We start from the raw sequence: 25,006 nt of genomic DNA on the forward strand, positions 1-25,006 counted from the left end.
CTTGCGTAACGCGGGCTTACTTATTCAGGAAGTAGCCGTCTTCGATAGTCACTCTGAGCACCACCTTTTTGACCGGCGAGTCGCAGATAAAGCGATAAGCTTCGTGGGTATCGCAAATCACCATTTGTCCTTCATGGACCTGCACGGTTTCACCAATGCCTTTCAAATATTCACGGTCAGTTTCATCGCGATAGCAGGCGACGGTCTGCAGCTGCTCTTTAGCGGCAAACTCAATTTTTTGCTGACCCTGGAGGTAGTAATGCACCTCGAAATAGCGGCGGTTGCCAACGAACAGCGCATCCGTGGTGCTGTCGCTTGCCACGCGATAGGAGAGCGAATCGCCTATCGAATGGGCAACTCCAGGCCGGATATTATCGACATTATTGATAGCTTCTACGCAGCGCTGCCATTTACGTCCACTGTGATAAATTTGCTTAAATTGTTCTAAATTATCGAGAATTCTCATTTTTCAGCCTCGCTGTGTGAATCGGAGGAAAAGAAACCGGCGCCAAAGCTATGATTCGCCAGCGTCTGCGAGGAAGCGCTCCCGCCTTCCAGCGGCAGCAGCGTAAAGCCATAGTTGAACGGTTTGAGCCACACCCGCCAGCTATCCAGCACCTCGCTCCCCCAGGAGTTAGAGCCCAGGCCGAGCAGTTGGGCGTCGATATTCAGGGTGATGTCATCGCTGCGACGCAGTTCGTTACAGTGCTGCGCGGCGTGCAGATTCTCCGCCGTATAGTGCCAGGCGCTGATGTTGAGCGGATCGCGCGGGGCCACCATCAGGCCGCTGCCGTGACGGTCGGTAAACGCGGCCCAGCGGACGTGCTGGCGGTTGCCGTTGTTCTGCGGGAACGGGTAGTTCACGAACATGTCGTCCACGGTGGTGCGCCAGACATCAATGATGTTGCTCTGCTGGCTGTCGGCGTAGTTTTCACCGGGACCGCGACCGTAGTAATTCACCTGTTCAAACTGACCGTTAATGCCCAGCATAAAACCGATGCACGGCACGATATGCGGATAGTCCCCATAACGTTCCCCCGCAAGCTCAACGTTAATATGGCCCTGCGGGGTAATCTGCCAGCGATAGGTACAACGCATGCCAAAATCGAAAACCGGCGGAGCGATAATGCTGCGGGTGGTGATAATCACCGTGTCTCCGCGCTGTTCGGCGCTGAATTCACGCAGATGCTCCTGCATAATTTGCAGGTGACTGGGCTGCCACAGCCCCTCATATTCCTGCTTGTGGTTATCAATCATCGGTTTGAAGAAGTTAATCTTCGGCTCACGGGTCACCTGGTCTACGCCGTTCACCTGCCATTCGCTCAGTTTGCCGCTGACTTTAGAGAAGACTACGCGGAAGTTATGCCCGGTGATGCTGTAGCTCAGTCGTTCATCAACTATCTGTAGCGGGGTTGTGCTGGCATTCATCAGCGGCGATTTCGTTGCCGTCTGTTCTTTTAGCTGGAACTGGTAAACGGCGATCGGATGGTTGGCCTCGCTATACGGCGTGCGCGAGTCTTTGGTCACCAGGATGTTGAGGAAGGTTTCGCGATCGTCCAGCTCCGGCAGGTCAATGGTGATATCGCGGCCGCTGTTTGGCGCAAGATCGCGCACCTTAAGCTGCTGGCTGGCAAGCGTAGCCCCTTCGGCGCGAACTTCCACGCGCAGGGTGTAGTCATCCAGCGTCGAGAACCAGAGCTTATTATCGATGCGCAGTTCGCCGCGGGCGATGTCGGTCGCCTGAACTTTTACCGGGGCGATAACCTGTTTGTACTCTCTGAGGCCGGGCCCAGGCGTCTGGTCGGAGAAAATCAGACCGTCAAGACAGAAGTTGTAGTTATTAGGATAGTCCCCGTAGTCGCCGCCGAATTTGTACCAAACCGCGCCGCTGTCATCGGTGGCCTGAATCCCGTGATCGCACCACTCCCAGACGTAGTGGCCCTGAATACTGTCGTGTTGATAGAACACGTTCTGGTATTCGCTCAGCCCGCCGGGACCGTTGCCCATCGCATGGGCGTATTCGCAGATAATCCGCGGCTTGGCATGCGGATATTCCCCGAATTCATTCATCAGCGGCACGCGGGTATACATGGTGGAGATGATATCCACCACCTCCGCGTCGCGATCCTCTTCGTAATGCACCAGACGGGTATTGTCGATCGCTTTAGCGGCGTGATACATCGCCCGAATGTTGCAGCCGTAGCCGGACTCGTTACCCAGCGACCAGATAATGATCGACGGATGGTTTTTCTGCGCGTGAATGTGGCGCACGATTCGTTCGACGTATATATGCTCCCATGCCGGATCATCGGTGATGGCGCTCAGATTGCCGACGTTGGCGAAGCCGTGGGATTCCACATCGGTTTCCGCCATCACGAACAGACCGTAAATGTCGCACATCTCATAGAAACGCGGGTCATTGGGGTAGTGGGCGGTGCGTACCGAGTTGATATTGTGCTGCTTCATCAGCAGCAGATCTTTCTCAACGCGGTCCATCCCTACGGCACGCCCCTTCAGATGGTCGTTGTCGTGGCGGTTAACGCCGTGCAGCATCACGTAGCGGTTATTGATGTAGAACAGGCCGTTGCGCACTTTGATATCGCGAAAACCGACGCGCTGCGGGATAACTTCGATAATCTCTCCGGCGGCGTTTTTCAGCGTCATCACCAGGTGATAGAGATAAGGATTTTCCGCCGACCACTGCTGCGGCGCCTTCACGTCGATCGCAAAGTTGACGTTCAGCTGCTGGCTGATGCTCAGGCGCGGCGTTACGCCTTCATACAGCGCCTTTTCGCCGTCGAACAGCGCGTATTCCAGTGTGGCTGCGCCCGGCTGGGCGGCGAGATTTTCCAGCACCAGCTGGCAGGAGAGGGTGGCGTCGACGTAGTCATCGTTAAAATCGGTGCGCAGAGTGAAGTCCTGGACGTGAAGCGGGTTTTTGCCCACCAGATACACGTCACGGAAGATACCCGCCGACCACCACATATCCTGATCTTCTATATAGGTGGAGTCCGCCCACTGCATGACGCGCACGCAAAGCAGGTTGTCGCCGTTTTTTACCGCGTGACTAATATCAAACTCCGCCGTCAGGCGGCTGCCTTTGCTGAAACCGATGTACTGACCGTTAACGTAAATTTCAAAATAGGTCTCGACGCCATCAAATTTAATCAGGGTCTGCTGGTCCTGCCAGCCCTCGCTGAGGGTAAAGATGCGCTGATAGGCGCCGGTAGGGTTGTCGGTCGGCACGTAGGGAACGTCAATCGGGAAGGGAAAGCCTTCGTCGGTGTACTGTAGCTGGCCGTGTCCTTCCATCTGCCACATTCCCGGTACGGTAATCGGCCCCCAGTCGCTCATGTATTGCGAGGTGAACGCTTCCGGCACCCGCAGCGGGTTGTTAAAGAAGCAGAATTTCCACTGTCCGCTAAGGGACAAAAAGCGGCTGCTGGTTTCACGAGCGAAGGTTCGCGCCTGGGCCTGCGAATCGTAAGAGAAGAAATAGGCGCGCGGAGGCAGCCGGTTTTCATGAGTGAGTTGAAGATTTTCCCAGCGATTCATATCGCCTCCCTGAACGGACTAAACGGATAGAAGGTATTTTAGTAAAACTTTTACTAAATTAAACTACCAGGAGTGATTTACTTTAACTCGATCACAAAATGAGCGGGTTGGCCGCCAGGGGTCAGGATGGGGAAAAGGTGCAGAGGATGGGGGATGGAGGAAAATCCCGGAGGCGGCGCGCTGCGCCTGTCCGGGCTACCGTTTGGCAGACGGCGGTGAACCCGTAGCCCGGGCAAGGCGCGTCAAGCGCCGCCCCCGGGAGCCAGGCGCAGAGGATTTAGCGTCAGAACGGGGGATTAGCGGGTGGTGCCGCGCAGCTTCAGCACGCTGGGGACAAAGACGTTTAGCGGCAGCGCACGGCCATCGCGGGCTTTTTCAACCAGCAGATTAACGCCCTGGCTGCCCATCATTTCTGAATGAATGCGCACCGTGGAGAGCGGCGGAAAAGTAAAACGCGCGGTGGGGATATCGTTAACGCTAATGAGCGAGATATCTTCCGGGATCGCGAGGCCGCGTTCATGAATAGCCCGCAGCACGCCGATGGCGATAGAGTCTGACGCGACGAACAGCGCGGTGGGGAAATCCGCCCTGGCCAGCATCGTTTTTGCCAGCTCATAGCCGGAGGAGCTGGAAAACCCGCCGCGCCAGATATCTTCTTCCGAAACCACCCCCTTCAGGCGGCCATATTCGACGAAGGCCACTTCGCGAATGTCGGCTTTACCCGGCTCATCCTGGCCACCAATAAAGCCGATGCGCCGCGCGCCCTGGGCGATAAAAAAGTCGATAACTTCTTTGGCGATACGCACCAGATCGATATCGACGGCGTCGTAGCTGCTGCCTGGCTCATGGAAATCAATAAAGCAGACGTTGTCGGTTAACGCCGTGGCTGCATCGCGAATCGCCCGTGAAGGCTGGCCGACAATCAGAACGCCGGTCACTTTTTTCAGCTCGGGTAGCGCGTTGTTAAAGTAGCAGTTGGTCAGCTCGATACCGAGCTTTTCGCACTGCGTTTCGATACCGTGGCGGATCGCCAGATAGTAAGGATCGTTGATTTCCAGATCCTGCTGGTAGCTGTAGATAGCCAGAATATGATGGTGGCCGACGGTATGAACCTGAGTCTTACGCGAGCTGGTGCTTTTATATTCCAGCTTTTCCGCCACCTCAAGAATGCGGTGCTTTGTCTCTTCTTTCACGTTCAGAGTGGGGTCGTCGTTTAATACCCGGGAAACCGTCGCCAGTGAAACGCCTGCTTCGGTCGCGATATCTTTTAGTGTGGCCATTGTTTTCCTTATCTGACGTTGCCCCATCGACGCAAACCATTGTAAAGCAAGCGCGGGCCGCTGCATCTCTTTTCAGTAAATTTCCCCCGTATTATTCATCCGCATCGGGAAGTTTATAGCGAACTAAAAAGTGATGGATCTAACATTCCTTACACTATTATGCGGAAACCTCGCCGACTTTTGTTATCTTTTACTAAATTTTTACCTGAGGGGTGCAAGATGGAAACGGTGCTTTATGATGATTTTGCCAGACTGGAAATGCGTACGGGAAAAATTGTAGCTGTAAAACGACATGAGAATGCCGATAAGCTCTATATCGCGCGGATTGACGTTGGCGAGCGCACCTTGCAGACGGTGACCAGCCTGGTGCCCTATTACCGAGAAGAAGAGTTGCTGGGAAAAACGGTCGTGGTCCTGTGCAATCTGGCGAAAGCCAAAATGCGCGGTGAAACGTCGGAGTGCATGCTGTTATGCGCCGAAACCGACGATGGCGGCGAAAGCGTACTGCTTACGCCGGAAAGAGCGATGCCTGCGGGCGTGCGCGTCGTATAGCAAACGCCCTCTCCCGGAGCGGGAGAGGGCAAGCCATTACGCCTCTTCCACCGAAACCCGCAGCGCCGCCAGCGCCAGGCGGGCCGCTTTTAGCACCTGTTCACACTGCTCAGGGGTCAGCGTCAGCGGCGGCTCAACGCGAATCGTTCTTGCGTTGTTGAGCGTTCCGGCCACCAGCACGCGCTGGCGAAACATTTCGCTGGCAAAGTCATAGCCGATTTCGTTATCAATAAACTCAATCGCCATCAGCATACCTTTGCCGCGCACGTCATTCACCAGATCCGGATATTCGCGGGCCAGCTGACGGAAGCCGTCCAGCAGCATATCGCCTTTCTGCTCCGCCTGCGCGGGCAGGTTTTGCGTCAGCAGTACGTTAATGGTCGCCAGCGCCGCCGCGCAGGCCAGCGGGTTGCCGCCAAACGTGGTGGTATGCAGGAACGGGTTATCGAACAGTACCGAGAACACCTCTTCGGTGGCGACCGTGGCGCCAATGGGCATGACGCCGCCACCCAGCGCTTTGGCAAGGCACAGAATATCCGGCTGAACGTTTTCGTGCTCGCAGGCGAACATCTTGCCGGTGCGCCCCATGCCGGTTTGGACTTCATCGAGGATCAGCAGCGCGCCAAACTCGTCGCACAGCTTGCGTACCGCGGGCAGATAGCCCGGCGGCGGCAGAATCACCCCGCCTTCGCCCTGAATAGGCTCAAGGATCACCGCCGCGACGTCATCGCCGGTCTTTTGGCACTCGCTCAGCAGCGTGCGCATCGCATTGATATCGCCAAAAGGTACATGACGGAATCCCGGCAGCAGGGGCATAAAAGGCTTACGGAAAGTGGATTTCGCAGTGGCTGAAAGCGCGCCCAGCGACTTACCGTGAAACGCGCCGCTGGTGGCGACGAAGGTAAACTTGCCGCGCGGAGACTGGTAGGCCTTCGCCAGCTTTAACGCCGCTTCGACCGACTCGGTACCGCTGTTGCTAAAGAAGCTGTATTTCAGTTTGCCCGGCGTTAAGGCCGCCAGGGTTTTAGCCAGCATGGCCCGCAGCGGGTCCAGCAGTTCCTGACTATGAAGGGGTTGTTTAGCGAGCTGATTTTCGACGGCGGAAACGACAACTGGATTACGGTGCCCTACATTAAAAATCCCAAACCCACCCAGGCAGTCAATAAACTCCTGTCCCTGAGTGTCGACAAGCGTATTTAATCCTCCCGCTTGCCACTCTACGGCTCCGTAATCCCCGCCAGCAGTGACCGATTTTCGATACGCTAAAAACCCCGGATTCACATGCTCTTTAAAGTATTCCCTGACCTCCTGGTTAAGTGATTTCATCTCTTCATGATCGAGCGTTCGCTTCTCAATAAGATTCAGTGCGTGTGCGCTGCAGGCCAGAGCCGATGCGCTTGAAGGTAACCTGTTCAAAATATGCTCCTGGGCGGGGCGTATCACATGATACTGAATTAAGTATTGCAGGGATTACGCCACTTCGGCGCGGGCCCGGAAAATCGGGATAAACGCAACGTGAAATCGCAATTGAGCAAAATTTAATCTTATCGTGAAATTATTGGCATGTTTTACTCCTGAAGGCGTAAAACGATGCGCTGAAGGGTTACCGCCGCGTGCTTCGCGGCGGTGCAGGCTGCCCGATAATGAGGCAAAGGATTAGTCGAGCTGGGAGATCTCCATCGCCGCGCGGTCAATCACGCCGACAATCTGCTTTAGCTGCGCTTCGGTTATTTCCTGCTGGTTAACTTTTAAATCCAGTACCGCCTTAAAATTCTCCAGCGCGCGCTTCATCTGCGGGTTTTTACGTAGCTCACAACCCACCATTCGCGCCTGCAGTCTGGCCTGAATCTGCTCCAGCGGCTGCTGGTTTTCCGCGTGCAGCTGGCTGCCTTCGGCGGTGATGGCGATTTTTTTGCGACCGTTTTCGTCAGCCACGCTGATTAATCCCTGATCCTGGAGTAAATCGAGCGTCGGGTAGATGACGCCGGGGCTGGGACTGTAGTTGCCCTGGGTCATGGTTTCGATCTCTTTAATCAGTTCGTAACCGTGGCTGGCATTACGGGTGAGGATGTCCAGAATGACCAGGCGCAGCTCGCCATGGCCAAAGAAGCGCTGCCGGCGTCCGCCGCCTCTGCGACCGTGTTCGCCATGTTCGCCGTGGCGTCCGCGTGGCCCACGGCCTTCTTCGTGATGATCTCTCATGATTTTTTCCTTTGAGTTTTTTTTGATATATCTAATTTATATCTAAAAACACTCAAGTCGCAACCTTGTGGCAGATTTATTTTTTATATAGTTGATAATTAGAGATTTAATTCTATTTTTTGACTTTTGTGGCGTTTTACTATGGCTATATCAAAAAGTGCTTGCATTCTTTTTTAATGGCAATCATTATCATTTGCAATATTTTTAGATATATCTATTCCGTTCACCAAGGCGATGAAAGATGACAACGAGCAGGAATCTTAAATACCCGCAGCGCGTGCGTAATGAGCTGCGTTTCCGTGAGTTAACCGTATTGCGCGTCGAGCGTATCGGCAGCGCATTCCAGCGTATCGTGCTGGGCGGAGAGGCGCTGGAAGGCTTTGTCTCCCAGGGTTTCGACGACCATACCAAGCTTTTTTTCCCCACTGCGGGTGCTGCGTTTACGCCGCCGGAGGTGACGGATGAAGGCATTAACTGGGGCGAAGGCGTACGTCCGGCGACCCGCGATTATACGCCGCTTTACGACGCCGACCGTCATGAGCTGGCGTACGACTTTTTTATTCACGATGGCGGTATAGCCAGCAGCTGGGCGCTGGCGGCGAAACCGGGCGATAAGCTGGTCATCGGCGGCCCGCGCGGTTCGCTGGTGGTGCCGGAAGATTACGCCTGGCAGCTGTATGTGACTGATGAGTCAGGTATGCCCGCGCTGCGCCGCCGTCTGCTGGGATTGCGGCAGCTTCCGACGCGCCCGCAGGTCACGGCGATCGTCACCATTGGCGATGAGTCTTATCAAGATTACCTGGCCGATCTCGATGGTTTTCATATCGAGTGGGTGGTGGGACATCACTCCTCTGCCGTGGCCGAGCGTCTGGCGCAGGTTGTGGTTCCAACCGAAGATTATTTTATCTGGGTGACCGGGGAAGGCGCGGTGGTGAAATCACTGCTGGCGCGTTTTGAAGGTCCGGAGATTGACCCGCAGCTGGTGCGTTCGCAGGCCTACTGGCACAGCAAGTAAGCGCGGGAGAAAACCCGGGTTGCGGCTGGCGCCTGACCCGGGCGCAGACGGCGGTGAACCATGGGGGCGGCCGGCCCGCAGACGGCGGTGAACCTGTAGCCCGGGCAAGGCGCGTTAAGCGCCGCCCGGGAGCAGCGCGCAGGGTGGCACAATTCCCGGAGGCGATGCTGCGCATCTGTCCGGGCTACCGATCCGCAGAAAGCGGTGAACCATGGGGCGACCGGCCCGCAGACGGCGGTGAACCTGTAGCCCGGGCAAGGCGCGTCAAGCGCCGCCCCCGGGAGCAGCGCGCAGGGTGTCACAATTCCCGGAGGCGATGCTGCAATCTGTCCGGTCTACCGATCCGCAGACGGCGGTAAACCATGGGGCGGCCGGCCCGCAGACGGCGGTGAACCTGTAGCCCGGGCAAGGCGCGTTAAGCGCCGCCCCCGGGAGCAGGGGCGGTGCCAGAGAGACTATTTCTGCGCCAGCGCTTTAAACACCATGGCCACCGCGTGGGCTCCGGGGTCCATATTGCCGCGCAGACTATCGCTGTTCAGGTACGATGCGCGTCCTGCACCTGCTTTGCTGGCGTGAAGCGTACGATCCGCGCCCGCCTGCGCCGCCGCGAAAGCGGCCTGCAGATTTTCCGGTTCGGCCAGCAGCGCCGCCAGCGCCGGTTGCAGGGCGTCAATCATGGTTCGGTCGCCTTCGTCGGCACCGCCGTAAAACTTCATCTGCGCCAGACCGGCGTTTAGCGCTTCGGCGACGCTTGCCCCCTGTTCCAGCTTCTGCCCGGCGGCGGTAAAGAAAATCGACATCAGCACGCCGCTGGAACCGCCCATCACAACCGTCAGACGCTCGCCAATCAGGGCGAACAGCGTGGCGAGGTTAGCCAGCGGCAGCTGACGGCGCTGAAGTAAGTCGGCGATATCGCGTGCGCCGGCGGCAAAGGTGGAGCCAGTATCGCCGTCGCCAACCTTCGCATCCAGCGCATTGAGGTCCGCTTCCAGATTGGATAGCGTACCGGTCACCCGCTCTACGTAGCCTGCAACCTCGCTATTCTCCGAGGGCGTAAACTCCACCCGCGTACTGCGCAGCGACGAGGGCATCACGCTGATTGCGCGCGGCTGCACTGGCGTCTGCCAGCCGGCGGTTTCGACCGCGGAGAGCAGCGCTTTCTCAATGCTCTCTTCCAGCACGATGGCGGTGAGGGAAAAGCCTTTCATATCCAGCGCGGTGACCAGCGACGCCGGGCCTATCAGCCAGTCGATTCGCTGATGCAGCGGGGTATTGGCCAGCTCGCGGGTCAAAATTGCCATTTCGGCAATCGATACGCCGCCGAGATTATTGATCATCACCGCCAGGCGGCCGGTTTCCGGCAGGGCGGCGCTGAGCTTTTCTACCATCAGCGTAACGATTTCCGCACTGTTCTGCGTGGCGATAACCGAAGCGCCCGGTTCGCCGTGGATCCCCATCCCCAGTTCGGCCTGATCCGGATGATGGCGCGGAGTCGTTTCCGCATCCTGCGGCAGGTGACAGCTGGAAAGGGCCAGACCGAGGCTGAAGGTGTGTCTGGCGGCATACTGCGCTTCACGCAGCACGGTCGCCAGATTGTGGCCGCGTTCGGCGAAGTAGCCGGCCACTTTATGCACCAGAATCGTCCCGGCAATACCGCGCGGGTGTTTGTTATCCGGCAGCGAAATATCATCGCCAACGATCAGCATTTCGACGTTATAGCCCATGCGGCGCGCTTTCTCCGCGGCGAGGCCGAAGTTCAGACGATCGCCAGTGTAGTTCTTGACGATCAGCAGGCAGCCGGCATCGCCGGTCACGGCCTGGATGGCGGTCAGCACCGCATCGACGCTCGGCGAGGCAAACAGATCGCCGCAGACGGCGGCGGTCAGCATGCCTTTACCGACAAAGCCCGCGTGGGCCGGTTCGTGACCGGAACCGCCGCCGGAGATCACCGCCACGTTGTTTTTGTCGAGATCGCGACGCACCACCACGCGAATGGCGGGATCGCTTTCCAGCCGCGCCAGGTTATTCCACGGGCTGGCGATAATGGTTCCTTCAATCACTTCATTGACGAGGTTGGCGCGCTGATTAAAAAAGAATTGAGACATAACGGATCCTGAAAGTTAAGCGAGTTCCCGGAGGGGACAGCCTCCGGGGCGAGAAGGTTAGAGCAGGCTAGGCGCGAATCACGCGCTTGCCGGGAATATCAAGGATGACGGTCTCCCCCTTTTGTAGCGTGGTCAGGACATCGCTCTGCTGGCAAAGCATCGCGATACCCGCCTGACGGGCGATAATGGCGCCGTGAGAGAGTTCACTGCCGGCCTGCAGACAGATCCCCTTCACCCGATCCACATCGAGCTGCAGGACGGTAGAAGGAAAAATATCGTCGGCCACGAGGATCGAGGGGCCGTCAAACTGCGGTAGTACTTCGTTGCTCCCGTTAAGGTGACGCAGCGTGCGGTGCAAAATATCTTCAATATCAATATAGCGCGCCTGTAGGTAAGGATCGTCGAGATGACGATATTGTTGGCTTAAATCGTTCAGCACCTGATGCCACGCCCACTCCGCGCTGCATTGCTCGTCGCGCACCCTATCGCAGGCGGTGGCGTATAAATCAGGGTCATCGAGCAGGGTATGATGCCCGGAGAAGATGGCCGCGATGTCGGCGGAAAACTTCGCCTCCGCCAGGGTCGTCAGCGCGCTAAGCTCTTCCAGCGTCCGATCGATGGCCCGTTTTAGCCGCAGCTGCTGCTGACCGATGGCGACGCCTTTTTCCCGTGAGACCTTCTCCTGCGGCTGGGAATAGAGTACGACCTTACCCTGTACGCGATTGGCGCAGGCGGGCTGAGTCGCAGACGCCGCCTCGGTTTGCTCGCCGAAATTCTCCGCCGCCAGCGCCTGGAACGCTGCCAGCGCGGCATCGGCATCCGGCCCGCGAGCAAGCAGCCTTAAGGTATCGTTACGGCGCACCTGAAGCAGGGCGATTTGGTTGAGGCTGTCGGGCGTGACGCACTTACCTCCTTTCTCCAGCACCAGGTCGGCGTTGAATCCCGCCAGCGCGGCGACCAGCTTTGACGCCGGGCGAACATGCAGGCCGTTGTGGTTTTGAATCACCACGGAAACCGAGCGCGCATCGCGGTCGTCGATCGGCGCGGCGGTCAACGCCGCGTGTTGCGGTTGCGATGGCAATCCCAGCTGTACGCGTTTTGCCTCCAGCGCGTTCATGGCATCTTCGATGACCTTGTCGATGCCGGCCCCGGCGGCGGCGCTCACCGTCGCCGCCAGCGTTCCTTCCACCAGCGGCGCCGCGCACAGGCGAACCTTCGCCGCAATGGCCGGATCGAGGAGATCCAGCGCGGTTTCGGCGCTCAGCAGGGCGCTGCCAATATCCATCATCACCAGGATATGATCGGCGTCGGCTACGGACTCGATGGCTTCCATAACCTTAATGGGATCGGTGCCGATCGGGCTGGTGGGATCGTCAATTCCGGCGGCGATCGCCAGCTTACAGCCATCGTTCATTAACATCTGCCGGGCCAGTTCTCCGACACCTTCGCCCAGACGAGCGCTATGCGAAACAATCACCAGGTTTACCATCGCGTTTTCCTTACTCTTTGGCCGCTGCGGCCAGCATCTGAACCATCAACATTACCGAGGTCGCGCCCGGATCCTGATGCCCGATGCTGCGTTCGCCCAGGTAGCTGGCCCGTCCTTTGCGTGCCTGCATGGCGATGGTGGCCTGGACGGCGGCTTGCGCCTGTTCGCTGGCAGCATCAAGAGCGCTTTGGATTGACAGGTGCTGTTCGCTGGACTGGCGCAGCGATTCCACTACCGGCAGCCAGACGTCGCACATGGTTTTATCGCCCGGCTCGGCTTTGCCGCGATTCACCACGCCTTCCGCGCCTTCGCGGATGGCTTGATAAAGCTCGTCCAGGGTCAGACTCTGATGGGCCTGGGTCACCTGAGCGGCGCGGATAAAGAAGGTGCCGAACAGCGGGCCGCTGGCCCCACCGACGTTGGACAGCAGCGTCATGCCGGTATTTTTAAGAATGAAACCAATGTCTTTATCGGCAATCGAAGGCAGCTTTTCCACCACCTTGCTAAACCCACGATGCATATTCAGGCCGTGGTCGGCATCGCCGATCTCCCGGTCCAGACCGGTCAAAAAATCGCTCTCTTTGGTGAAGATATCGCCGCAGCGATAGAGCCAGTCTACGATTTGCGTTCTGCTTAATGACATGTCGTGCTCCTTATTTTCCCCAGTTCAGCGCCGGGGTGTGAACCGGGGCGTCCCATAATGCCAGCGTCTCGTCATCGGCTTTTAACAGGGTGATGGAAAAACCGACCATATCCAGAGAGGTACAGTAGCTGCCGATAAGATTGCGCTCGATCGCGATGCCGGTTTCCTCGCAGCGCTGCGTCAGACGGTTATAGACGCCGTAGAGCTCGGACAGCGGCGTGGCGCCGAGGTTGTTGACCAGCGCGATAACCCGATCGCCTTTTTGCAGCGCCTGCTTGGTCTGCGTTACCTCCTGCCACGCGCCTTTCACGTTGTCCCAGTGGCGCAGCATGCGGCTATAGGCGCCGTTTTCCAGCAGAGTATCGAACATTTCGTCAACGGTGCGATCGAGGGAGGTGAAGCGGCGGCGGTCGATGCCCGGTTCGCCGTGAATGCCGACGCCGAACTCCATCTCATCGTCCTGCAGTTCGAATGAGGGCTGGCCGGCGGCCGGAACGGTGCAGGCGCCCAGCGCGATGCCGATAGAGTGGCCGAGGTTGTTAAGCTTGCGCCCCAGTTCAGCGCATGCTGCCAGCGAGTCGCCGCGCTCGGCGGCCGCGCCCACCAGTTTTTCAATCAGCACGGTATTGGCCACGCCGCGCCGTCCGGCGGTATAGAGGCTGTCTTTTACCGCCACATCGTCATCGACTACCACGGTGGTAACCTTGATGCCGCTTTCGTGTAGCAGCTCGGTGGCGGTTTCAAAGTTAAGAATATCGCCAGTGTAGTTTTTAATAATCAGCAGCACGCCTTCGCCGCCGTCGATGTTCATGGCGCACTCAAACATTTTATCCGGCGTCGGGGAGGTGAAAATTTCCCCCGGACAGGCCCCGGAAAGCATGCCCTGGCCAATATATCCGCAGTGCATCGGCTCATGACCGCTGCCGCCGCCGGAAAGCAGCGCTACTTTCCCGGCCACCGGTGCATCGGCGCGGGTGACGTAGACCGGATCATGATGCAGCGTTAGTTCAGGGTGCGCTTTTGCCAGGCCCGCCAGTTGTTCACTCAGGACATCTTCGACACGGTTAATCAGTTTTTTCATTGTTTATTCTCCATCGGAGTTTCGATGCGGCCTCTCTGCTGACGGAAGCGGTCATCGTGTAGGGGTATCGCCTGTCGATATGCGATATCGGGCGATGTATTGATTCTGGCTGAGTTAACGGGAAAAAAAATCGCCATAAAATGAGTTTCATTACGAAACGCGCACGGTAAATTTTGTTCCGTTATGAAACGCTTTTGCCGGGAGAAATCGAAAAATGCGAGCCAGGGCGACTATTTCATCTCACTTCACATACTTGCCAGACGCGGGGGGGAAAAAATTTTACCTCTCCAGGCGCCAGTAGCGGCGAAAAACGCCGTACTTCATCCACTTTTTCCGCTTGTTTTGCGCTGAACGAGCGGATCGAGATCGCAATCCCGTCGTTTCATATGAATTCATGTTTCAATATGAAACGATAAAATGTGCACCCTGTTTCATATCGGGACAAAAAGGGGAAACATTTTTTTGCCTGCGGCTCGCCCTACAGTGATGACATCGCTCAGGTAGCGCTTTTGTTCCCGCTTTTAATACCAGGCCGGACGAGGAAATACCGGGGCACATCGTGTCAAAACATGCACTTATTTGAGGGTGAACGGAATGCTAAAAGTTATTCAATCTCCAGCCAAATATCTCCAGGGACCGGATGCATCCACGTTGTTTGGCGAATACGCTAAAAACCTGGCGGACAGCTTTTTCGTGATTGCCGATGACTTCGTGATGAAGCTGGCGGGTGAGAAAGTGTTGAACGGTTTGCATAGCCACAATATCAGCTGCCATGCGGAGCGCTTCAACGGCGAGTGCAGCCACGTTGAGATCAATCGCCTGATCGCCATTCTGAAGCAGCACGGCTGCCGCGGCGTGGTGGGCATCGGCGGCGGCAAGACGCTCGATACGGCGAAAGCGATAGGCTATTACCAGAAGCTGCCGGTGGTGGTGATCCCGACGATTGCCTCCACCGATGCGCCAACCAGCGCGTTGTCGGTTATTTATACCGAAGCCGGTGAATTTGAAGAGTATCTTATTTACCCGAAAAATCCGGACATGGTGGTGATGGATACGGCGATTATCGCTAAAGCCCCGGTACGCCTGCTGGTGGCCGGGATGGGCGATGCGCTTTCAACCTGGTTTGAAGCCAGGGCCTGCTATGACGCCAGAGCCACCAGCATGGCCGGCGGCCAGTCGACGGCGGCGGCGCTGAGCCTGGCGCGCCTGTGCTATGATACGCTGCTGGCGGAAGGCGAAAAGGCCCGCCTTGCCGCTCAGGCCGGAGTGGTGACCGATGCGCTCGAACGCATCGTTGAAGCGAATACCTACCTTAGCGGAATTGGCTTTGAAAGCAGCGGCCTGGCCGCCGCGCACGCCATTCACAATGGTTTCACCATCCTCGAAGAGTGCCACCACCTGTACCATGGCGAGAAAGTCGCGTTTGGTACCCTGGCGCAGCTGGTGCTGCAAAATAGCCCGATGGAAGAGATCGAAACGGTGCTGAACTTCTGCCATACCGTCGGCCTGCCGGTCACGCTGGCGCAAATGGGCGTTAAAGAGGGCATCGACGAGAAAATTCAGGCGGTAGCAAAAGCGACCTGTGCGGAAGGCGAAACCATCCATAACATGCCGTTCCCGGTCAGCGCGCAGAGCGTGCATGCGGCAATTCTGACCGCCGACCTGCTTGGACAGCAGTGGCTGGCGCGTTAATTTAGCGTCGTCCTGTCCCGCCTCGTTAATGAGAAGGGGCGTTTTATCCCCCTCTGGCGGTTACCGCCGGAGGGGTTGTCGTTTAAGTAACAGCGGAAATGGATATGACTGCGCAGACTCAGAGCTTTCCCCTGGTGATAACCCAGTCGTGGCATCGTTGCAGTAAGTTTATGCAGCGGGAAACCTGGCAGACGCCGCATCAGGCGCAGGGGCTGACCTTCGAATCGATTTGTCGGCGTAAGACCGCGCTGCTGACGATTGGCCAGGCGGCGCTGGAAGATGCCTGGGAGTATATGGATAACCGCCCCTGCGCATTGTTTATCCTTGATGAGTCCGCCTGTATTCTCAGCCGCTGCGGCGATCCGCAGACCCTTGACCAGCTGGCGGCGCTGGGGTTTCGTGACGGTAGCTACTGCGCGGAAAGCATCATCGGCAGCTGCGCGCTCTCGCTGGCCTCCATGCTCGGGCAGCCGGTCAAAACGACGGGCGAGCAGCATTTTAAACATGCGCTGCACGGATGGTCGTTTAGCTCTACGCCGGTGTTTGATAACCATGGGCGCCTGTTCGGTTCCATTTCTTTGTGCTGCCTGACGGAAGAACAGGCTTCGCCGGACCTCTCCCTGACCCTGGCTATCGCCCGGGAAGTGGGCAACTCGCTGCTCACCGATAGCTTGCTGGCCGAGTCGAATCGTCATCTTAACCAGATGTACGGTCTGCTGGAGAGCATGGATGACGGGGTGATGGCGTGGAATGAGCAGGGTATTTTGCAGTTTCTGAACGTGCAGGCCGCGACGCTGCTACACCTTGATGCCCAGGCCAGCCAGGGGAAAAACATCAATGAACTGGTGACGCTGCCGGCTCTGTTGCGCCGGGCGATCAAGCACGCGCGCGGGCTGAACCATGTGGAAGTCACCTTCGAGAGCCAGCATCAGTTCGTTGATGCCGTCATCACGCTCAAGCCGATCGTCGAAGAGCAGGGCAACAGTTTCATCTTGCTGCTGCATCCGGTCGAGCAGATGCGTCAGCTGATGACTAGCCAGCTTGGCAAAGTGAGCCATACCTTTGAGCAGATGTCGGCTGACGATCCTGAAACCCGGCGGTTAATTCACTTTGGCCGTCAGGCGGCGCGCGGCGCTTTTCCAGTGCTGCTGTGCGGTGAGGAAGGGGTGGGTAAAGAGCTGCTCAGCCAGGCGATTCACAATGAGAGCGAGCGGGGTGGCGGACCGTATATCGCGGTTAACTGCCAGCTGTATGCCGACAGCGTCCTTGGGCAGGATTTTATGGGCAGCGCGCCGACGGACGAGGAAAACGGGCGTCTTAGCCGTCTCGAGCTGGCCAACGGCGGGACGCTGTTTCTGGAAAAAATCGAATATCTGGCGCCGGAGCTGCAGTCCGCGCTGTTGCAGGTGATCAAGCAAGGGGTATTAACCCGTCTGGATGCCCGGCGTTTGATTCCGGTGGACGTTAAAGTCATCGCCACCACTACCGTCGATCTTGCCAACCTGGTGGAACAAAACCGCTTTAGCCGCCAGCTTTACTACGCGCTGCACTCTTTTGAAATCGTTATTCCGCCGCTGCGGGCGCGGCGTAACAGTATTCCTTCGCTGGTCCACAATCGTCTTAAGAGTCTGGAGAAGCGTTTTTCCTCGCGGTTGAAGATGGATGACGATGCGCTGGCGCAGCTGGTGGCCTACTCCTGGCCGGGTAATGATTTTGAGCTGAACAGCGTGATTGAAAATATCGCCATTAGCAGCGAGAACGGCCATATCCGTTTGAGTAATCTGCCGGAATATCTCTTTGCCGAGCGGCCCGGCGCCGACGCGGGTTCCTCGCTGCTGCCCGCCAGCCTGACCTTCAGCGCCATTGAAAAAGAGGCCATCATCCATGCCGCCCGCGTGACCAGCGGACGGGTACAAGAGATGGCGCAGCTGCTGAATATTGGCCGCACCACGCTGTGGCGAAAAATGAAACAGTACGATATCGATGCCGGCCAGTTTAAGCATAAAAATCAGGAGTAACCGGGCACCCAGCCTGACGCCGCGATGGTACTTGTTCGCGGCGTTAGCGATCGCTCTATCAGAAAGCCTGGCGGAAGATAGCGACAATCTCTTTCTCGTTACCCTTGCGCGGATTTGAGAAGGCGTTGCCGTCTTTCAAGGCCATCTCCGCCATATAGGGGAAGTCAGCCTCTTTAACTCCCAGCTCGCTCAGATGCTGCGGAATGCCGATATCGGAAGAGAGGCGGGCGATGGCGCAAATGGCCGACTCGGCGGCGTCCATGGTTGAAAGTCCGTGGATGTTTTCTCCCATAAATTCGGCGATGTTGGCAAACTTTTCCGGATTGGCGATCAGGTTATAGCGCGCAACGTGCGGCAACAGCACCGCGTTCGCCACGCCGTGCGGCATATCGTACAGGCCACCAAGCTGATGGGCCATGGCGTGAACGTAACCGAGGTTGGCGTTATTGAAAGCCATCCCCGCCAGCAGGGAAGCGTAGGCCATGTTTTCGCGGGCTTGCAGGTTGCTGCCCAGCGCGACGGCCTGGCGCAAGTTCCGGGCGATCAGGCGGATGGCCTGGATCGCGGCGGCATCGGTGACCGGGTTGGCATCTTTGGAAATATAGGCCTCCACGGCGTGGGTTAACGCATCCATGCCGGTTGCGGCGGTCAGCGGGGCCGGTTTGCCAAGCATGAGCAGCGGGTCATTGATGGAGACCGAGGGCAGGTTACGCCAGCTGACGATAACGAACTTCACTTTTGTTTGGGTGTTGGTCAGTACGCAGTGGCGGGTCACTTCGCTGGCGGTACCGGCGGTGGTATTCACCGCGACGATCGGCGGCAGTGGGTTAGTCAGGGTGTCTATGCCGGCATAGCGGTAAAGCTCCCCTTCGTGGGTAGCCGCGATACCAATCCCTTTACCGCAGTCATGAGGGCTACCGCCGCCGACGGTGACGATAATATCGCACTGTTCTTGACGAAAGACCGCCAGGCCATCGCGCACGTTGGTGTCTTTTGGATTTGGCTCGACGCCATCAAAAACCACCACCTCAATACCGGCTTCCTGCAGATAGCCGAGAGTTTTATCCACCGCGCCGTCTTTGATGGCCCGCAGACCTTTATCGGTGACCAGCAGCGCTTTTTTACCGCCCAGCAGCTTACAGCGTTCGCCGACGACAGAAACAGCATTGGGACCAAAAAAGTTCACGTTTGGCACCAGATAATCAAACATACGATAGCTCATAATATATCTTCCTGGTTGGATTTATTATTTAGAGAAACCCTTCAGAGCCGTTTCGGCTAATAACATGTCCTGTTCGACGGTACCGCCGCTCACGCCAACGGCGCCGATGACTTCCTCGTTAAAAATAACTGGCAGGCCGCCGCCAAAAGGAATGATTCGCTGCTGGTTGGTGAGTTGTAATCCATATAGCGGTGCGCCCGGTTGGACTAACGCTGTAATTTGATGAGTGCCTTTTTGCAGGCCGCATGCCGTATAGGCTTTATTGAGCGCAATATCGCAGCTGGTTATAAATGCCTCATCCATACGCTGCATCAGGAGCATATTTCCGCCGCGGTCAACAACGGCAAAGACCACCGGCACGTTCATTTCAAGGGCTTTCGCCTCAACGGCAGTAGCCATTTCTTTCGCAGCCGCCAGCGTAATAGTGGCGATGTGTTTGATCTTATCCATAATCTCTCCTGTTAATATCCAGGGCTGGAACGCGATAATTATCGCAGGCACATATTTCAACTGCTGTTTGCGGGCTTATTCTCTCGCCGCAGGTTATTAAGTCAATAGCGAGAAAAATACTATCTAATTGAGTTTTTTATTACCGCAGGCTGTTTTTTGATAACGATCGTTTAGCTGTATCACAGTTTGTTATTAATCTTCTTTTGCATGTTTCATCATGGAACTTCTTTTTTTTATTCTGTGCCAGACTGGAACGAAATTAATTTGCTTAACTTACGGCTTTACATCTCTTTTTGCTGATTAACGGCGAGAAGAAGGTGAGTTTATCGGTAAGCCGTCGCGTTGGGTGAAGTTTTTCTGCCTTTTTACTCATCGGGCATCGCACCGTTATGCGAGCGCGCGGCGTGGAGGGGAGCAAAACGTCGCATTAGTCGAGCAGAAAAGCGCCACGCAAGCGTTTAGCTGGGGCCTGAATCAAAGAAAGGCAACGATCTCTTTGATATCCCGACGGAGTTGGGTCCATATTATAAGCATGTTCATTACGTGGTTAATTTTAAGGATAAGAGCATGCCAACAGCAATCGATAAAGCCCTGGATTTTATTGGTGGTATGAACACATCGTTACCGGTGCCGAATACTATGGATGAAAGTACCGCTAAGGGGATCCTGAAGTATTTGCATGAACTAGGCGTACCGGCCAGCGCTGCGCAGGTCACGGCCCGTGGTGAGAAGGAGGGGTGGAGTGCCGGGTTCACGCAAAAAGTAGCCGGATGGGCGGACAAAATTGCCTCTGGCAACCGCATTATTATCAAAAACCCAGAATACTTTACTGCTTATATGCGCGAACAGCTGCAGGCGCTGGCGTAAGCCGCCTGTCGCCATATTCACCATAAGACGTGGCGCTATACAGGAGCCGCAAAACGCAAAAAGGGCTGACGCTTTCTCGCCAGCCCTTGCTGTATCTGGTGGCCCCTGCTGGACTTGAATCAGCGACCAGGTGATTAAGGACCATAACCTGACATAGTTCTCATTGTACGCTATTTTTTATTTTTTTTATTTATAATCAAATGGTTAATTTGATTTTTTGTTTCTGTCTGCTTGTCTCATTTCTCTACTGTCTTTCCTTACCTGAAGCAAAAATGGGCATTGCCTCAGGGGACGTTTATCCTCTGAAAGGTAACCTCATGGCCGCCAGGCATATAAGACGTTACTGGTCACAGTTGATGTATTGAAAGACAAGCGTGAGTATCTGATCCCACTGACTGAAAAGCGCAGGGTAGTTGAGTCCCGGGAGGAGTGGTGCAATAACTTTCAGCGGCAGCAGGAAAACAACGTTGTGAACTCGTTCGGAAGGAGATAAGGGCTTGTCAAAATATGAGCTAAATTCAGCAGAAGAGCGTTATCAGCCTGGGTCTGGAGATTTAGTACTGGCTAATAAGCTGGGTATTACTGATGACGAAGAAATGGAGACGCTGGAATCTGGCCTGTTATTGATGCTTTATGAACGGTTGTTTATCGAAGGTCAGCCTCCTTCTGTGCTGGCATTTGAGCACGTCAGTGGATGGCATCGCCAGTGGCTGGGGAATGTGTATGACTGGGCCGGGAAATTACGTCATGCTAACCTGGCTAAAGATGGTTTTCAGTTTGCTGCTGCCGACAGAATTCCACTGCTTCTCGATAGTTTTGATAAGCAATTTCTTTCCCGGTCTGCTGAGTTGAAATTCCTGGTTCGTCCGGAACTGGTTCGTTATCTGGCTGAATGCCACGTGGAGTTTATTTTGATCCATCCATTCAGAGAAGGTAACGGGCGTCTTTCACGACTGCTTTGTGATGTACTGTCGGTTGTGGCGGGTAAGGGCTTACTGGATTACAGTCTATGGGATGAGCACAAGGCCTTTTATTTCAGAGCAATACAGGCAGGCATATCAGGAAACTATAGCCCTATGATGCAACTGATGAGCGATATCTTACCAGATTAACGGGCAAGACCAACGGCTTTCGCCTGCGCCTGATTTTTTTTGAGCTGCTGCTCAATTTTTTGTACAGATGCACCGGTTTCGATTGCGGTTGAACTGGCTACGGAACGGTAGATCTGGGCTTTAGTGACAGGCGTTTTTTTCATAATGTCGCGTCTACTGGAGTTGTTGTGGAAATTTTAGAGTGTAACGAGATTGCTTGCAAGGTATAGCCCGATTTCCATTTTAGGTTATATAAATCAATGCATAACGTACGTATAGCGCAAGTGGCGAAGCATCATACCGGACGACCAATGGAATGATATTAATGCAGCTAAATTTTTACTCTCTGCCTATGGCTGTATTGTGAATATTGCGGGCAGCATTCCTGATTTATACCACTATCCGAGAATGCTGGCAGCAAGATGCAGAAAACAGGGAGCAATTCCTTGCCTTACCGAAATGACAGCCAAAGAAAAAGGGCTGACGATTTCTCGCCAGCCCTTGCTGTATCTGGTGGCCCCTGCTGGACTTGAACCAGCGACCAAGCGATTATGAGAACCGTGATAGATAACCGAAAAACAATAACTTGGCCTAAAAACAAAGGGTTAATAAAAAAATAAAGGGCAATATGAGGCTATATTCCTAACTTCCTGCGACACTTTTGCGACATTTTAATGGGTTGAGTCTTGCCGCTTCTTCAAGGTGATTAGGTGCAAAGTGCGCATAACGCATTGTCATTTTTATATCGGTATGTCCTAGTATCTTTTGCAGTACAAGTATATTGCCACCGTTCATCATGAAGTGGCTCGCAAACGTATGTCGTAGAACATGGGTTAGCTGACCAGCGGGCAGATCTATTCCAGCCCGTTCAAGTGCATTCCTGAAAGCGTAATAGCATGGCGTGAATAATGCGCCATTTTTTTTGTGAAGCTCACCTATCAAATCCAGATCTAGAGGGATTGTTCGATTACGTTTACCTTTGGTTTTTATAAACGTTACCTTTCCCGCTGAGATTTGGGAGCGTCTCAGGGTTTCGGCTTCACTCCATCTTGCCCCCGTTGCCAGGCATATCTTGACTATCGTTTCGAGGTCTTTTGCAGAACTGTCCCGGCATTCCTGCAACAGTTGGTCGATTTGTTCAATAGTGAGGTATGCCATTTCACTTTCATCAACCCTAAATTGCCGTACATTTTCTAAAGGGTTAGGGGCTGTCCATTCTCCTATTCTTTTAAGTTCGTTGAATACGGCCAAAAAATAAGCGTGCTCAAGATTCATAGTCCGAGGTGAGACCTGACTGACGCGCTTAGTTCTTGCAAACTGACCATCTAGCCTTTTCGCCCTATATGCAGTGAAAAGCTGAGCACTGAATTCAATCGCCAGTGGCGATCCCATGCACTCAGCCGCCCATAACATTGCGCTCTTTCTCTTCTCCCCATCGCGAAGTGTAATTCCATGACGTTCAAACCAAAGATGTACTAATTCTGAGAGGCGTCGTTTGTCTTTACCGTCTCCCAGCCAGGGCGTATCTTCGATTTTTTGCAAGGTGTAGTTTTCAAAGGCAAGCGCTTCACCTTTGGTCGAGAATTTTTTACGGACTCTTTTACCTTGTCTACCATCACTTCGGTTGACGGTATAAAAGTCAGCGACCCACTGCCCGTCGCTTAATTTTCGAACGGTCATAATTAATCAGCTGCTGATAATTGTTAGTACCACACGACCTATGACATTGATGTCATCTATAGAACAGTCAAAAGCCGCTCCGGAACCACTGACGCGAACCTTTTTTACAGGTATTCGGGTAAGTGTCCTTACGCTTGTCTTACCTTCAATATCAACAAGCCATTCACCATCAAATACCTCCGAAAACTCCGTTTCGATTACATAAGTCGTTGAGTTATCGATAACGCAAAGCGGTTTTAGAGGAACGGCTTTCCCTGGCAGGAATGTAGCTTTATCCAACATTAAAACCCCTGACTCATAAAGCTGGCCGTCGACGATCTTTTGTCTCGAAACCCTTAAAATGTCGAGTTCTTCGCCATCAAACTTTGGCCCGTTGCCAGTTACCAGCCATTCAAGCGTGGCACCTGTCTCAGCCATACAGCGTACAACGATATCGGCCGGGAAAAAGTCCCTCTTATATCGATTAGCCAGGCTGCTACTAGCGATCCCAAGATGCTCGGCTAGCGCGACTTTTGTTCTAAATCCATACGCTTCAATGACACGATCTAACGTGTCGTTTCCGCCTTGAGAAAAATCTATTTGTAGCTTCATGAAAACTTATCCTTGCAAGTTTTCGTGGAGTGATATTAAACTCCGCTTTGTAGGTTTAAGGAAACATTGCCCATTATTGCCCTGTATTGCCGTACAGGTTAACCAGCGGAGTTTGCCTCATGCGACCAAACATTACAATCGTCATCCCGGAGCCTTACTTGCCACTCGATGAGTATTGCCGCCGTACTGGTACTAATAAAGAAACAGCTAAGAACTTGATTGAATATGGAAAGTTACCAATCAAGCCAAAGGGTAAACAGACTAAGGGCCTGGTTGAAGTGAACATGGCCGCTCTGACTATTCAAGCTCTGAGTGAATGTGACATTTCACTTAACGTGTAAATAATCATAGTGATTAGAGGGAGCCTAAACATGTTAGATTTTCGCGTTTCGTCACATGCACACTTTGATGATGCATGCAGAAAATTCGCGGCCACGCATAACGTGAAAGAGCTGGCGGATAAAGCAGGTATCAAGCCGCATACGCTTTACAACAAACTCAACCCGGAACAGCCGCACCAGTTAACGCCGCGCGAAATCTGGACGCTGACAGACCTGACTGAAGACTCGACCCTTGTCGATGGTTTTCTGGCGCAGATCCATTGTCTGCCATGCGTGCCGGTCAACGAACTGGCAAAAGAGAAGCTGCAATCCTACGTCATGCGCGCAATGAGTGAACTCGGCGAACTAGCGAGCGGTGCCGTTTCAAGCGACCGTCTTACCCCGGCCCGTAAGCAAAACATGATTGCGAGCGTAAACGCGGGTATTCGAATGCTGTCCCTGTCGGCAATGGCATTGCAGGCCCGGCTCCAGGCTAACCCGGCAATGACGAGTGTTGTTGATACCGTCAGCGGCATCGGCGCGTCATTCGGGCTGATTTGAGGTGCTTATGTTGACTCACGAACCGTCATTCGCCTCTCTGCTCAAAAAACGTAGCCCATCCATGCATTACGGGCACGGCTGGATAATGGGTAGCGACGGCCAGCGCTGGCACCCTTGCCGCTCTCAGTCCGAATTGTTGAAGGGCTTAACCGCAAAAAAAGTCTCTACGGTTAAGCGGCTTTTAAATGCATTAATGGGGGTAAAATGAACGAAAGAATTTCAGCTCATGACACCCATGCGAGCAAGCTTTTTAGCAATGCAGATTGTTCTACTGAGCAACCGAAGACCATGACCGGCGAAGAGTGTTTCGCACGGTTTCATCAAAAACTGAAGGCAACAGAAAATAAGGCGCTGCGTAATTTCAATAAGCTTGATGAAGATTTTAAGTTTGTGGTTTTAACGCTTGCTAACCGAAATAATCCGGGCGCGTTTCGCTCTGATGAAGTAGGTAAACCATATGAGTATTTTGATATGGATCGCCGCAAGCTGATTATTGCGTCAATGAATAAAATTTCCCGTTGGGGTGGAATTTTGCCCCGGCATATTTCCATTCATGAATGCTTTTTAGCTAATTAAATAAATCCGTAATTAA

General features: G+C 54.6%; 24 protein-coding genes. 10 read left to right on the forward strand and 14 right to left on the reverse strand.

Translation table 11 applies throughout. The features are described 5' to 3' along the window. Nucleotides 1–16: 16 nt before the first annotated feature. The 3 genes from IAE27_RS08130 to ebgR form a co-directional block, all read right to left on the reverse strand. Nucleotides 17–466: a beta-galactosidase subunit beta gene (locus IAE27_RS08130; RefSeq protein WP_004105933.1), complete on the reverse strand. Its 450-nt coding sequence runs from the start codon at nt 464–466 to the stop codon at nt 17–19. Next, the gene (ebgA, locus tag IAE27_RS08135; RefSeq protein ID WP_154022524.1) at nt 463–3,555 is read right to left on the reverse strand and encodes a beta-galactosidase subunit alpha; all 3,093 of its coding nucleotides are present in this window, start codon (nt 3,553–3,555) and stop codon (nt 463–465) included. Before ebgA ends, IAE27_RS08130 begins: the two co-directional genes overlap by 4 nt. Nucleotides 3,556–3,851: 296 nt before the next feature. After that, entirely contained in the window at nt 3,852–4,835 is a 984-nt protein-coding gene (ebgR, locus tag IAE27_RS08140) for a transcriptional regulator EbgR (protein ID WP_004105931.1), read from the reverse strand. Nucleotides 4,836–5,054: 219 nt separating this feature from the next. Between ebgR and IAE27_RS08145 the strand changes: the two genes are divergently transcribed. Continuing rightward, complete coding sequence (locus tag IAE27_RS08145; protein ID WP_004105930.1) at nt 5,055–5,387, forward strand: tRNA-binding protein; 333 nt, start codon at nt 5,055–5,057, stop codon at nt 5,385–5,387. Nucleotides 5,388–5,423: 36 nt separating this feature from the next. Here IAE27_RS08145 and ygjG read toward each other — a convergent pair whose 3' ends face one another. Then, nucleotides 5,424–6,803 carry a putrescine aminotransferase gene (ygjG, locus tag IAE27_RS08150; protein ID WP_004105929.1) on the reverse strand — a complete coding sequence of 460 codons (1,380 nt, stop codon included), beginning with the start codon at nt 6,801–6,803 and terminating at the stop codon, nt 5,424–5,426. A 240-nt stretch (nt 6,804–7,043) separates the two neighbouring features. Next, nucleotides 7,044–7,589 carry a PadR family transcriptional regulator gene (locus IAE27_RS08155; protein WP_004105928.1) on the reverse strand — a complete coding sequence of 182 codons (546 nt, stop codon included), beginning with the start codon at nt 7,587–7,589 and terminating at the stop codon, nt 7,044–7,046. Between the two features lie 241 nt (nt 7,590–7,830). On the opposite strand from IAE27_RS08155, the gene IAE27_RS08160 reads away from it, so the two are divergent. Further along, on the forward strand, nt 7,831–8,604 hold the full coding sequence (locus IAE27_RS08160) for a siderophore-interacting protein (protein WP_024274741.1): 774 nt from the start codon (nt 7,831–7,833) through the stop codon (nt 8,602–8,604). A 455-nt stretch (nt 8,605–9,059) separates the two neighbouring features. On the opposite strand, the gene IAE27_RS08165 is transcribed toward IAE27_RS08160, so the two are convergent. The 4 genes from IAE27_RS08165 to dhaK form a co-directional block, all read right to left on the reverse strand. Further along, the gene (locus IAE27_RS08165; protein ID WP_004105926.1) at nt 9,060–10,709 is read right to left on the reverse strand and encodes a glycerone kinase; all 1,650 of its coding nucleotides are present in this window, start codon (nt 10,707–10,709) and stop codon (nt 9,060–9,062) included. Between the two features lie 67 nt (nt 10,710–10,776). Beyond that, on the reverse strand, nt 10,777–12,198 hold the full coding sequence (gene dhaM / locus IAE27_RS08170) for a dihydroxyacetone kinase phosphoryl donor subunit DhaM (RefSeq protein WP_108704520.1): 1,422 nt from the start codon (nt 12,196–12,198) through the stop codon (nt 10,777–10,779). Nucleotides 12,199–12,208: 10 nt separating this feature from the next. Further along, complete coding sequence (dhaL, locus tag IAE27_RS08175) at nt 12,209–12,841, reverse strand: dihydroxyacetone kinase subunit DhaL (protein ID WP_016808018.1); 633 nt, start codon at nt 12,839–12,841, stop codon at nt 12,209–12,211. 10 nt (nt 12,842–12,851) lie between these two features. Then, a complete protein-coding gene (gene dhaK / locus IAE27_RS08180; protein WP_064373412.1) occupies nt 12,852–13,922 on the reverse strand; it encodes a dihydroxyacetone kinase subunit DhaK in 1,071 nt (356 codons plus the stop codon). Nucleotides 13,923–14,516: 594 nt separating this feature from the next. Between dhaK and IAE27_RS08185 the strand changes: the two genes are divergently transcribed. Further along, entirely contained in the window at nt 14,517–15,614 is a 1,098-nt protein-coding gene (locus IAE27_RS08185; RefSeq protein ID WP_024274738.1) for a glycerol dehydrogenase, read from the forward strand. A gap of 104 nt (nt 15,615–15,718) precedes the next feature. Next, nucleotides 15,719–17,632 carry a dihydroxyacetone kinase operon transcriptional regulator DhaR gene (gene dhaR, locus IAE27_RS08190; RefSeq protein ID WP_026055885.1) on the forward strand — a complete coding sequence of 638 codons (1,914 nt, stop codon included), beginning with the start codon at nt 15,719–15,721 and terminating at the stop codon, nt 17,630–17,632. A gap of 58 nt (nt 17,633–17,690) precedes the next feature. Here dhaR and dhaT read toward each other — a convergent pair whose 3' ends face one another. Beyond that, the gene (gene dhaT / locus IAE27_RS08195) at nt 17,691–18,854 is read right to left on the reverse strand and encodes a 1,3-propanediol dehydrogenase (protein ID WP_135800445.1); all 1,164 of its coding nucleotides are present in this window, start codon (nt 18,852–18,854) and stop codon (nt 17,691–17,693) included. Nucleotides 18,855–18,878: 24 nt separating this feature from the next. Further along, entirely contained in the window at nt 18,879–19,304 is a 426-nt protein-coding gene (locus tag IAE27_RS08200) for a GlcG/HbpS family heme-binding protein (RefSeq protein WP_004105919.1), read from the reverse strand. Nucleotides 19,305–19,847: 543 nt separating this feature from the next. Here IAE27_RS08200 and IAE27_RS08205 point away from each other — a divergent pair. Both IAE27_RS08205 and IAE27_RS08210 read left to right on the forward strand, forming a co-directional pair. Beyond that, nucleotides 19,848–20,171 (forward strand): DUF1889 family protein, encoded by a 324-nt coding sequence (locus tag IAE27_RS08205; RefSeq protein ID WP_071530277.1) that lies wholly within the window; start codon nt 19,848–19,850, stop codon nt 20,169–20,171. A gap of 497 nt (nt 20,172–20,668) precedes the next feature. Beyond that, entirely contained in the window at nt 20,669–21,283 is a 615-nt protein-coding gene (locus IAE27_RS08210; RefSeq protein WP_004105916.1) for a Fic/DOC family protein, read from the forward strand. Here IAE27_RS08210 and IAE27_RS08215 read toward each other — a convergent pair. The 3 genes from IAE27_RS08215 to IAE27_RS08225 form a co-directional block, all read right to left on the reverse strand. Beyond that, complete coding sequence (locus IAE27_RS08215; RefSeq protein ID WP_016808013.1) at nt 21,280–21,426, reverse strand: hypothetical protein; 147 nt, start codon at nt 21,424–21,426, stop codon at nt 21,280–21,282. The genes IAE27_RS08210 and IAE27_RS08215 overlap by 4 nt on opposite strands. 478 nt (nt 21,427–21,904) lie before the next feature. Next, nucleotides 21,905–22,942, reverse strand: a complete 1,038-nt coding sequence (locus tag IAE27_RS08220) for a tyrosine-type recombinase/integrase (RefSeq protein WP_200092235.1) — start codon at nt 22,940–22,942, stop codon at nt 21,905–21,907. A gap of 6 nt (nt 22,943–22,948) precedes the next feature. Then, nucleotides 22,949–23,533, reverse strand: coding sequence for a phage repressor protein CI (locus IAE27_RS08225; RefSeq protein WP_004195900.1), 585 nt, complete (start codon nt 23,531–23,533; stop codon nt 22,949–22,951). A gap of 119 nt (nt 23,534–23,652) precedes the next feature. On the opposite strand from IAE27_RS08225, the gene IAE27_RS08230 reads away from it, so the two are divergent. From IAE27_RS08230 to IAE27_RS08245, 4 genes are all read left to right on the forward strand, one after another. Continuing rightward, nucleotides 23,653–23,874, forward strand: a complete 222-nt coding sequence (locus IAE27_RS08230; protein WP_004195891.1) for a hypothetical protein — start codon at nt 23,653–23,655, stop codon at nt 23,872–23,874. Between the two features lie 30 nt (nt 23,875–23,904). Then, nucleotides 23,905–24,414: a phage regulatory CII family protein gene (locus IAE27_RS08235; RefSeq protein ID WP_004195869.1), complete on the forward strand. Its 510-nt coding sequence runs from the start codon at nt 23,905–23,907 to the stop codon at nt 24,412–24,414. Nucleotides 24,415–24,421: 7 nt separating this feature from the next. Beyond that, a complete protein-coding gene (locus tag IAE27_RS08240; RefSeq protein ID WP_004195904.1) occupies nt 24,422–24,622 on the forward strand; it encodes a phage filamentation protein Fil family protein in 201 nt (66 codons plus the stop codon). 80 nt (nt 24,623–24,702) lie between these two features. Then, complete coding sequence (locus IAE27_RS08245) at nt 24,703–24,990, forward strand: hypothetical protein (RefSeq protein WP_004195894.1); 288 nt, start codon at nt 24,703–24,705, stop codon at nt 24,988–24,990. Nucleotides 24,991–25,006: the final 16 nt, after the last annotated feature.

Source organism: Klebsiella sp. S69 (genome assembly GCF_016516145.1).
Taxonomy (GTDB): Bacteria; Pseudomonadota; Gammaproteobacteria; order Enterobacterales; family Enterobacteriaceae; genus Klebsiella; species Klebsiella oxytoca.